Here is a 9,055-nt window from a genome sequence, read left to right on the forward strand (position 1 = left end):
TCATAATAGCAAAGAGGCCCCAGCCCGTGCAATACACCGAGATGAAACCTCTAACATTAAATTATAGATATGTTTAAATCAATATAGGCTAATCTAAATCGATCACCTTAGATTAATTGCGTTTTTCTAGGGCAATAATAACAACAGTGGCAATAATCATAGCCATGCCAATTAAACCTAACAGACTAAATTGATTGTCTAAAAAAGCCCATCCAAAGAAAGCCGCCGAAATCGGTTCGATCGATGACAAGATAGATCCTGGCACCGCACCTATTCGTTTAACACCTTCCAAGTAAGCATTAAAGGATACGATGGTCCCAAGAAAAACAACATTGAAACAGCCAACGACGGTCCATACATCCCACATAGCATACGAATTAGGTTGATGAAACAATATGGCAGCAACAATACCACTGAGGAGCATACCAAAGCCTACAATCGGCAAGGTGCCATATTTATATAGTAAATCCACAGGAGAAATACTATATACAGCAACACCGACAGCAGATAATAGCCCCCATACGAGCACTGCGAGGGGGAAGCTTTCCATAGAAAAACCATCATTCCCCATCAGGCATATGGTGCCTACTAAGGCAAGTATAACGGAAATAATCTCGCCTTTAGAGGGACGTTTGCCGTAACGAACTAGCATATAAATAATAATCATGGACGGTGCAAGGTATTGTAGTACCGTCGCAATGCCAGCCCCAGCTAGAGCAATGGATTTAAAATATGTATATTGGCATAAGGCCATGCCAAATACGCCAAACACGATTAAGCCTACTGTATCTTTCAAACTACGAAAGACATTGAAAATAGAATTGCCATATTTAAACCATGCATAGATTACAGTCAATAGCCCTGCCGTAATTAATCGCATGGTGACTAGCCACTCTAAATTCATATCCCTGAAGTTGCTTAGAAACTGTACTGATGCACCTGACACGCCCCATAAAACAGCACCTAGTAGGGTTAGTAAAACACCAATAATTTCATATCGCTGCATATTACTCACCGAGCAAGGATACGTGAACCTTCACAACGACCTTCCGAATTTTAATAGGCTTATCGTTTACAGCAAGAAGTGGGCGGTGGATATCGGATGGGAAGAATACTGTATAGTACCCTTCTGGGCAATGGATTTGTCCTTCATCGACAGTTTCGTTTGGGTAGAAATAACAATCACGATCTGGATAAGATTCCACAGGTTTAACGAGGCCTTTGTCTACGAAAAAGCCCATGTTCTCTTCCCCATCTACCATGAATTGAATGTCTACATAATTACGATGAGACTCTGGTTTTGTAGTTTCAAATAATTTTGTTTCTACATCGTCTACATTGGCGTACATCATATCCCCTTCAATTTCATGACGACCACCAGGCAATGCTTTCAAATCTGTATTTTTTAAGAAATCCAAAGCTCGTACGATGGCTTTAGGATAGCCCATTTTTGTATAATCTGCAGTAATGCTAGAGAAAAACATATACGATCCTTTCACACTATCTATTTATATAATAAGCACACAGTTGTAATGATATTTATCTTTTTATCTTAGCACATATATACACAAAGAACTAGCGATTCCAATGTTTCTATTATATCTATCTCTACAAGTGGTTAACGCGCAAATACACCTCATTATCAACTGAGGTCTATCCTAATCTATTTTCAGCATGGTAAAAGCCCTCCATACGCTACATATATGGAGGGCTAGTGTAAAATACTATTTAGATTTATGACTTTCGTCAATTGTTATGCTATGAAATTGTTCATTATGCAATTGTCTATTCAGTTGTAGTGATTCTAACTGTATTACATACAGTACGTGGACATTTTCTTACGTTATTCTTGAGTTTTATGAGCAGCGATGATTTCTTCCGCTTGCTTATGTGGAACCTCTTCATAAGTATGGAACTGACGGTTAAATACGCCTTGTCCTTGAGTGATAGAGCGCAATGCAGTTACATAGTCGGCCATTTCAGCCAATGGTACTTGAGCTTTAACAACAGAAATACCTGTTCTTTCACTTTGTTCCATGCCTAATACACGACCTCGACGGCTATTTAAATCACCCATGATATCGCCCATGAAAGCATCTGGTGCAAACACGTTAACTTCATAGATTGGTTCTAATAGGACTGGTTTCGCCTTTGGAATTACATCCTTGATAGCCTGTGACGTAGCTACTTTAAATGCTAACTCTGAGGAGTCTACACTGTGGTAAGATCCATCCAAGAGTGTCACTTGCACGCCAATCATAGGATATCCCGCAATTAAGCCTTTATCTAGGGTTTCTTTGGCACCCTTTTCCACTGCTGGTATGTATTGTTTAGGTACAGCACCACCAAAGATTTTGTCTACGAATGCAAATTCGCTTCCATCATATAATGGGTCCACTTGAATCTTAACGTGACCATATTGACCATGACCGCCACTTTGTTTTTTATATTTAGACTCGGTTTCAGCGGAGCCTTTGATAGTTTCGCGGTATGGAATATAAGGAGTCACAAGTTTAGCTTGTACGCCGTATTTGCGGTCCATTTTATTGAGAATATGCTCGAGATGTACCTCGCCCATACAATCGATTTGTAATTGGCGGGCCTCAGCATTTTTCACTACTACGCAAGTAGGATCTTCTTCTGCTACCTTAAGAACAGCACTAGCTAATTTTTCCTCCTCACCTTTTTTCACTGGCTCCATAGCCACTGTGTATAGAGGTTGAGGGAAACGGATAGCATCGTATGTTACTTTAAAGTCAGGAGCAGTTAATGTATCGCCAGTTTTAGCATTAGCCAATTTCGGTATCACTACGATATCGCCAGCTTTAGCTGAGGATACAGGGATTTGTTGCTTCCCGATAAGGGTAACCATCTTGCCCCATTTTTCTTCTACGCCTTGGTTTACATCAAAGAGGCGATCGCCTTCTTTAAGTTCACCAGAGAAGATACGTACAAAGCTTTGTTTGCCTGCGAATGGGTCTAACAACGTTTTGAATACGAATGCAGTTAATGGTTTATCTACATGTATTGCGCGTTGTTCGCCAGTTTCTGCATCAGTTGCGGTCATAACCTTTTTAGTTGCATCTGGCATGTAACGGATCATACGATCCAATACTTGATCTAAGCCAATACGAGATGTGGCACTACCACACATGATTGGGCACACACGGCCACTAATCATACCTTCACGCAAGCCTTGGCGAATTTCCTCTAAGGATAATTCTTCGCCTTCTAAATATTTTTCCAACAATTCATCGCTACCTTCAGCCGCGGCTTCTACGGTCATTTCCCGAATTTCTTGAGCCTTTTCGATAAGGTGAGCTGGTACAGCGATTTCAGTTGGTTGGCCGTCCTTATAAGTAAACGCAGTCATTTTTGCTACGTCTACGACGCCTTCAAAGTTGGCGCCTTCACCGATAGGAATCTGCAATGGCATGATGCCTTTGCCAAATAATTCCCGCATTCTTTCAATAGTACCGAAGAAGTCAGCACCATCAACATCCATTTTATTGATAAATGCCATCCGTGGCATTTGTAACTCAACGGCATAATCCCATGCGCGAACTGTGTCAGTTTCTACACCAGATGTGGCGGATAGTACCATTAACATACCATCACACGCACGCAAAGCAGCACGAACTTCGCCATGGAATTCATTGTAACCTGGAGTGTCTACGAAGTTAACCTTATGGTCATGCCATTCACATGGAGCCATGCCCAACTGGATAGTTACATTACGTTTAATTTCTTCCGGTTCAAAGTCCATAATATGTTTATTATCTTGGCCTTTACCTACGAAATCAACCGCACCAGAGGTTAACAACAAGGATTCAACAAGAGCTGTTTTACCTGCACCATCGTGAGAAACAACAGCAACGTTTCTAATTTTATCACTACTGTACTCTTTCATCGGAATCGCCTCCTTATTGGCAAATTACGGCTTTTGCTAATACATTTCGACACTTCAATAGAAAAGTCCTCTTTTTCCGAAAAAATTTATCGAAAAAAGAGGACTATATAAAACTAAAATTTCCCTGTCCGTTTGCCGTAGTGTTTGGAATCACCATTTTGCTTCCAACCTACAGTGTCACCAATGGACATTACGCGGCGCGTTAAGCAGTCTTTACATTGTTCTGCATTGTCGTCTACGCAAGGTTTATTATCGTATAGCAAGTATTTTGCACGGTGTTCAGGAATGGTAATGATAGGCATAAGGATATTTGCCCCAGCAGCTAGGCCTTTTTCACGGCCTAGTTTATCAAGAGCTTGCAACGCTGTAGTAGCCGCAATGTTTACGTCCTTTAGGAACAGACGTGTTAAGGCAATCATCTTAAGGCCTAGTTGAACGCGGCGCAGCTTGCCCGCTTCATCATCGATGCCCATCGCTAGAGCCTCTTGGCCTAGTGGCGTATCGTGATGCACTACATAAGGCCCCATGCCAATCATGTCGATATCCATATCGCGATAGAACAAGATATCGTTTACTAAATCCTCCTCCGTTTGACCAGGCAAGCCGATCATAACGCCCGTACCTACTTGGAAACCTACGCGGCGCAAGCGGCGTAAGCATTCAACGCGCGTTTCAAAGGAGTGTAGTTCATCTTGAGGATGAATTTTGTGGTATAACTCTTTATTAGTCGTTTCAATGCGCAATAAATAACGGCTCGCACCAGCTTCACGCATGCGGCGGTACGCCTCTTCGCTTTGCTCCCCTACGCACATCGTAATGCCAAGGGAACCGTCTCCAATGGCTTTAATATCGCGAATTAAATCCACCACATAATCCACAAAGGCATCATCACAACGTTCGCCAGATTGAAGTGTAATAGAACCATATTCATGGTCATAGGCCCACTGTGCCATATTGATGATGTCTTCACGATTCATATCAAAGCGTTCAGTCTTGTCGTTTTCACGACGGATACCGCAGTAATTACAGTTTTTGATGCATCGGTTCGAGAACTCGATGAGGCCACGATAATACGCTACGGGCTTTACATATTTCGCCTTCACTTCGTAAGCCTTTTTATATATTAACTGCAACTGTTCTTCATCAGTTACAGACATGAGAAATCTTAGCTCATCCTCTGTTAGCCATTCATCACCAACGAGGTCTTTAGCAAGAATATCTTGCACTTGCAAACAATCACTTCCTTTCATAACGAACCGTCATCGATTCGCTTGGTATGGTAATGGATTCAATATCTGTAACGCAGATAAATCCATTAATTTCACGGGGCAAATCCCGTACATGCTTCACTTGCTCCGTCAAACATGCATGAGCCATCATGCCACGACTCATTTTGGAGGACGTACTCATCTGTTTAAATGTGTCGCCTCGCAATTCCCAAAACTCAACGGTTACCACCTTAGGATGGTTCACCATTTTGGCATATTCTTTAGACGCTAGATTTAGGATCCAGTCTTCTTTGTGAAAGTATGCATCCACAGATTCACGCCACGTGTCGTATAAATTAATGCCTACCTTATCGACCATATCTAGTCGATAGTCTCTAACGCCCATCGTAGGTTCTACGACGCCGTACAACGCAGACATCACAACAAGATGGCTTTCACCAAAGGCCTTAGCCTCATCAGACAAGTTCTGCCAGTCTAAATATTTGAAAGCAATACCGTCGTAGCTTTCACAAGCGAGACCTACAGGATGAGACTCAAAATCTTGATAGAAATCAAAGAGCGCTTGGGCCTTGTCATCCTTTAGCTTTAAAGCCTTACCAAGGGCCGTTACATCGAGGGATTGTACATGCTTTACAATCTCTTGCGTGATGTGTGGTTGAAATTGACCGTCTCGAACTACATGATTGACTGCCCCATCATTCTTCGGAGCATCGGTAATCATTTTTGTCTTACTAGGAGAGAGGACGATTTTCATGAGATAATTCCGCCTTGATAGTTTCCTCAGTCAAATTGTCGATCAACTCAGGATTCCACAACATGAGAGGCACTGCCACAACGTGGCTTGCTTTCAATTCTTTACATAATCTAATGCATTCTTTGAGGTAATCAGAATCTTCGTCTACGAGGTCACATACGATAACTACGTGGCGACCTTTAAGATTTACACCTTCGTAATCGATGCTTTCAGCAGACACAGTAAGCATACCTGTTTCTAAGCGGCCTTCGCTCATGTCGTTCAAGCGAGACATCAACACGTGCTCAAGCATAGTAGACACCGGTGTTACCACGCAGCCAATACCTAGTAGCGCCTCAGGTTGAGCATGAACGATAACAGTTTTCTTGCGTTTATCAGTTCTGTACTCAACGAGAGCTTTTTCTAAAGCGCCAAAGAACACGAATAATTGCCAAGGATCAAAGGAACCAGTTTGGAACATGTCGATAATAGAACCGTCCTCGTCAATATTAAGGCGCGCCAATAATTCCTCTGCAATGTCGCTTACGACAGCAGTAAAATCAGATTGCATTGCATCTTGTAATTTAACTTCGTTTGCCATTAGGTCCTCCTAATTTCCATATATCACACTGCTAGGAACAATCCCAACAGATATTACACTATCCTTAATTGTACCATATTTTATACCCCTCTTGGGTATTCAAAGATACGCTTTTTACATAATAGATACGTAAAGAGAAAAAGACCGCCGAAGCGGTCTCTTTATTCTTTTAGCCCACGATTAAAAGGTAAATATTCATAACCGTAACGATGATACCAATGCCCCATAGGAGCACATTTGTAAATGTACGGTTCGCGTATTCCCCCATCACCTTACGGCTACTTGTCATGAAGAGTTGCAAGAAAATTGTAATAGGCAATTGCAAGCTCAAGAACATTTGAGAAATCAATAGCGCTTGGAAGGAATCCGTAATAAATACGATTAATAGTAGAGCCGGAATATAGGTCAAGGCCAAGCCTAATCGCGTATGGAAGTCTTTCATATCGTAAGACTCACCAAACATACCCGCAAAGATACTCGCCCCTGCCATGCCGGCCGTAGCAGATGATGCAAAGCCCGCAAAGAGCAAGGCTATCGCAAAGATAGTGCCCGCTGCAGGACCAATGAGAGGTCGCAATAACTCCTCAGCCTGTTCAAGTTCAGTAACCTCAACACCATGAGCAAAGAATACAGCTGCCGCCAGAAGAATCATAGCGGAGTTAATCATCCACCCAACGCCCATAGAGAACAAGGTATCAAGGAACTCATAGCGCAATTGGCGTTTCATTACAGCCGGATCTTGCGTATTGAACTGACGACTTTGAATGATTTCAGAGTGCAAGAACCAGTTATGAGGCATAATAACAGCCCCTAAGATACTCAAAATAACGAGCATCGACTCGTTTGGAATCTTCGGATCCACCCAACCAATACCGGCTGCAGCCCAATCTACATTGACCATATTGACCTCAACGAGGTACGCCAATGCAATGAGAGATACAAAGCCAGCAATGATACGCTCTAATTTACGATAGGAGTTGGTAATGAGCATAACTGTACATATAACAGCGGTCAAAATACTACCTATCAAGATAGGAATGCCAAAGAGCATTTTTAGAGCAATGGCGGCACCGATAAACTCAGCTAATGCTGTCGCCGCTGCAGCAATACCTGCCGTACTAAGCACAAAGCGAGATACATAACGCGGTAAAAATTCATAAGCACATTCCGATAAACATTGACCGCGTACAATGCCTAAATGGGCCACATTATGCTGTAATAAAATGAGCATAATCGTAGATAGTGTGACTACCCATAATAGCTCATAGCCGTAACTGGCACCAGCCGCAAGATTGGCAGCCCAGTTGCCAGGGTCAATAAAGCCAACCGTTACGATAATGCCAGGCCCTATAAACTTAAAGGCTTCGCTTACCTGTTGCTTACCGTTTTGATGGACTGTAAACAACTGTTTCTTTAAAAAGTCAATCATTATAACTCCTTACATAAGGGTTATAGAGTAAAGGTCATCTCCGTTAGCATACGAGCATCTGTTTTAGACTTCTTATCTTTAGAACCTGCGTAACGAATGCGTACTTCGTTATTTACCTTAACGCGAGAATCATCTATTTTGAACTTCTTCATTTTTTCTTTGATTTGCTCATCTGTTAAAGCACGCTCTTCTGGTTTTGCTACTTCATCATTAGCCTTATCAAGAGCCTCTTGTTGATCTTGAGATACCTGATATGTCTTACCAGACTTCTTAGCCTTTTCCGCACGTTTTGCGTCTAATTTTTGACGGCGCTCTTCGGTGATTTTCTTATCGCGCGCAATGCGATAATCCATTACATCACGCATATTTTCTCGGTAAATACGCAATGCAAATTGACGGTCATTTTCGTTCATTTGCTCCCGTTTTGTTACTACCTCATCGATAAGCGGCATGAGCTCATCTTTTGTATAGCTTGTACCATCAAAAGCAAAGCCATGTGTATCAGTAACAGCACCATGTTTGATAAGCGTTTGTAGTGCCGTATATGTCCAATCGTTTGGCGTTACCATATCTGCACTTACATGATGTTGTACTTTGTTAGAACTACTAACTGTCTCTACATCAGCACCGACACCATCAATCACAGGACGGGCACTTGGGATTTCAATACTTTCAGCATGAACCACCCCAATAGAGGCCACCAAACACAATGCGCCAATGCCTAATGCACGACGGATACCATTCATTTGACGTGTATATTTTGTATTCATAAGAGTCTCCTTAAAATTACATTTTATACAACCTATTATATGAGTCCCCTTATCATACGTCAACTCTATAACCTTACACACCTGTGTAATACAATAATTATTAGGCCCGAGATTCACTTGAATCCTTGCAATAACAGAGCCTATAAAACTAAACCATAGTAAAGAAAAAGACCTTACATCGGTTGATGTAAGGTCTTTACATGGCGGAGGATTAGGGATTCGAACCCTAGCGACGGTAACCCGCCCTAACGATTTAGCAAACCGTCCTCTTCAGCCTCTTGAGTAATCCTCCATGCTTTACTGGGTAATCATATCATACCCAATAAGGCATTGTCAATCGTATTATTTCAACATGGATTCGATGAACCAGATTTGTTTTACAT

Annotated in this window: 8 protein-coding genes and 1 tRNA gene; all 9 read right to left on the reverse strand. The window is 41.9% G+C overall.

All coding sequences use genetic code 11. The features are described from left to right. Positions 1-112 precede the first annotated feature (112 nt). Positions 113-1,006 (reverse strand): DMT family transporter, encoded by an 894-nt coding sequence (locus Q0F90_RS00700; RefSeq protein WP_296002149.1) that lies wholly within the window; start codon positions 1,004-1,006, stop codon positions 113-115. A gap of 1 nt (position 1,007) precedes the next feature. Beyond that, on the reverse strand, positions 1,008-1,484 hold the full coding sequence (locus Q0F90_RS00705; RefSeq protein ID WP_296002152.1) for a YhcH/YjgK/YiaL family protein: 477 nt from the start codon (positions 1,482-1,484) through the stop codon (positions 1,008-1,010). A 359-nt stretch (positions 1,485-1,843) separates the two neighbouring features. After that, the gene (gene fusA / locus Q0F90_RS00710; protein ID WP_296002155.1) at positions 1,844-3,910 is read right to left on the reverse strand and encodes an elongation factor G; all 2,067 of its coding nucleotides are present in this window, start codon (positions 3,908-3,910) and stop codon (positions 1,844-1,846) included. Between the two features lie 113 nt (positions 3,911-4,023). Beyond that, positions 4,024-5,160, reverse strand: coding sequence for a [FeFe] hydrogenase H-cluster radical SAM maturase HydE (hydE, locus tag Q0F90_RS00715; protein WP_296002157.1), 1,137 nt, complete (start codon positions 5,158-5,160; stop codon positions 4,024-4,026). Beyond that, complete coding sequence (locus tag Q0F90_RS00720) at positions 5,147-5,893, reverse strand: YaaA family protein (protein WP_296002160.1); 747 nt, start codon at positions 5,891-5,893, stop codon at positions 5,147-5,149. The genes hydE and Q0F90_RS00720 overlap by 14 nt, the downstream gene beginning before the upstream one ends. Then, positions 5,871-6,473, reverse strand: coding sequence for a hypothetical protein (locus tag Q0F90_RS00725; RefSeq protein WP_296002164.1), 603 nt, complete (start codon positions 6,471-6,473; stop codon positions 5,871-5,873). Before Q0F90_RS00725 ends, Q0F90_RS00720 begins: the two co-directional genes overlap by 23 nt. A gap of 169 nt (positions 6,474-6,642) precedes the next feature. Further along, the gene (locus Q0F90_RS00730; protein ID WP_296002167.1) at positions 6,643-7,902 is read right to left on the reverse strand and encodes an Nramp family divalent metal transporter; all 1,260 of its coding nucleotides are present in this window, start codon (positions 7,900-7,902) and stop codon (positions 6,643-6,645) included. Between the two features lie 20 nt (positions 7,903-7,922). Then, positions 7,923-8,672 carry a hypothetical protein gene (locus Q0F90_RS00735; RefSeq protein ID WP_296002170.1) on the reverse strand — a complete coding sequence of 250 codons (750 nt, stop codon included), beginning with the start codon at positions 8,670-8,672 and terminating at the stop codon, positions 7,923-7,925. 201 nt (positions 8,673-8,873) lie between these two features. Further along, positions 8,874-8,964 (reverse strand) — tRNA-Ser (locus tag Q0F90_RS00740). Positions 8,965-9,055: the final 91 nt, after the last annotated feature.

This window comes from uncultured Veillonella sp., from assembly GCF_934190855.1.
Classification (GTDB): Bacteria; Bacillota; Negativicutes; order Veillonellales; family Veillonellaceae; genus Veillonella.

Excerpts from the sequence above, each read along its gene's own strand:
- Q0F90_RS00700 (WP_296002149.1), bottom strand. The coding sequence starts at position 1,006 with ATGCAGCGATATGAAATTATTGGTGTTTTACTAACCCTACTAGGTGCT.
- Q0F90_RS00705 (WP_296002152.1), bottom strand. The coding sequence starts at position 1,484 with ATGTTTTTCTCTAGCATTACTGCAGATTATACAAAAATGGGCTATCCT.
- fusA (WP_296002155.1), bottom strand. The coding sequence starts at position 3,910 with ATGAAAGAGTACAGTAGTGATAAAATTAGAAACGTTGCTGTTGTTTCT.
- hydE (WP_296002157.1), bottom strand. The coding sequence starts at position 5,160 with ATGAAAGGAAGTGATTGTTTGCAAGTGCAAGATATTCTTGCTAAAGAC.
- Q0F90_RS00720 (WP_296002160.1), bottom strand. The coding sequence starts at position 5,893 with ATGAAAATCGTCCTCTCTCCTAGTAAGACAAAAATGATTACCGATGCT.
- Q0F90_RS00725 (WP_296002164.1), bottom strand. The coding sequence starts at position 6,473 with ATGGCAAACGAAGTTAAATTACAAGATGCAATGCAATCTGATTTTACT.
- Q0F90_RS00730 (WP_296002167.1), bottom strand. The coding sequence starts at position 7,902 with ATGATTGACTTTTTAAAGAAACAGTTGTTTACAGTCCATCAAAACGGT.
- Q0F90_RS00735 (WP_296002170.1), bottom strand. The coding sequence starts at position 8,672 with ATGAATACAAAATATACACGTCAAATGAATGGTATCCGTCGTGCATTA.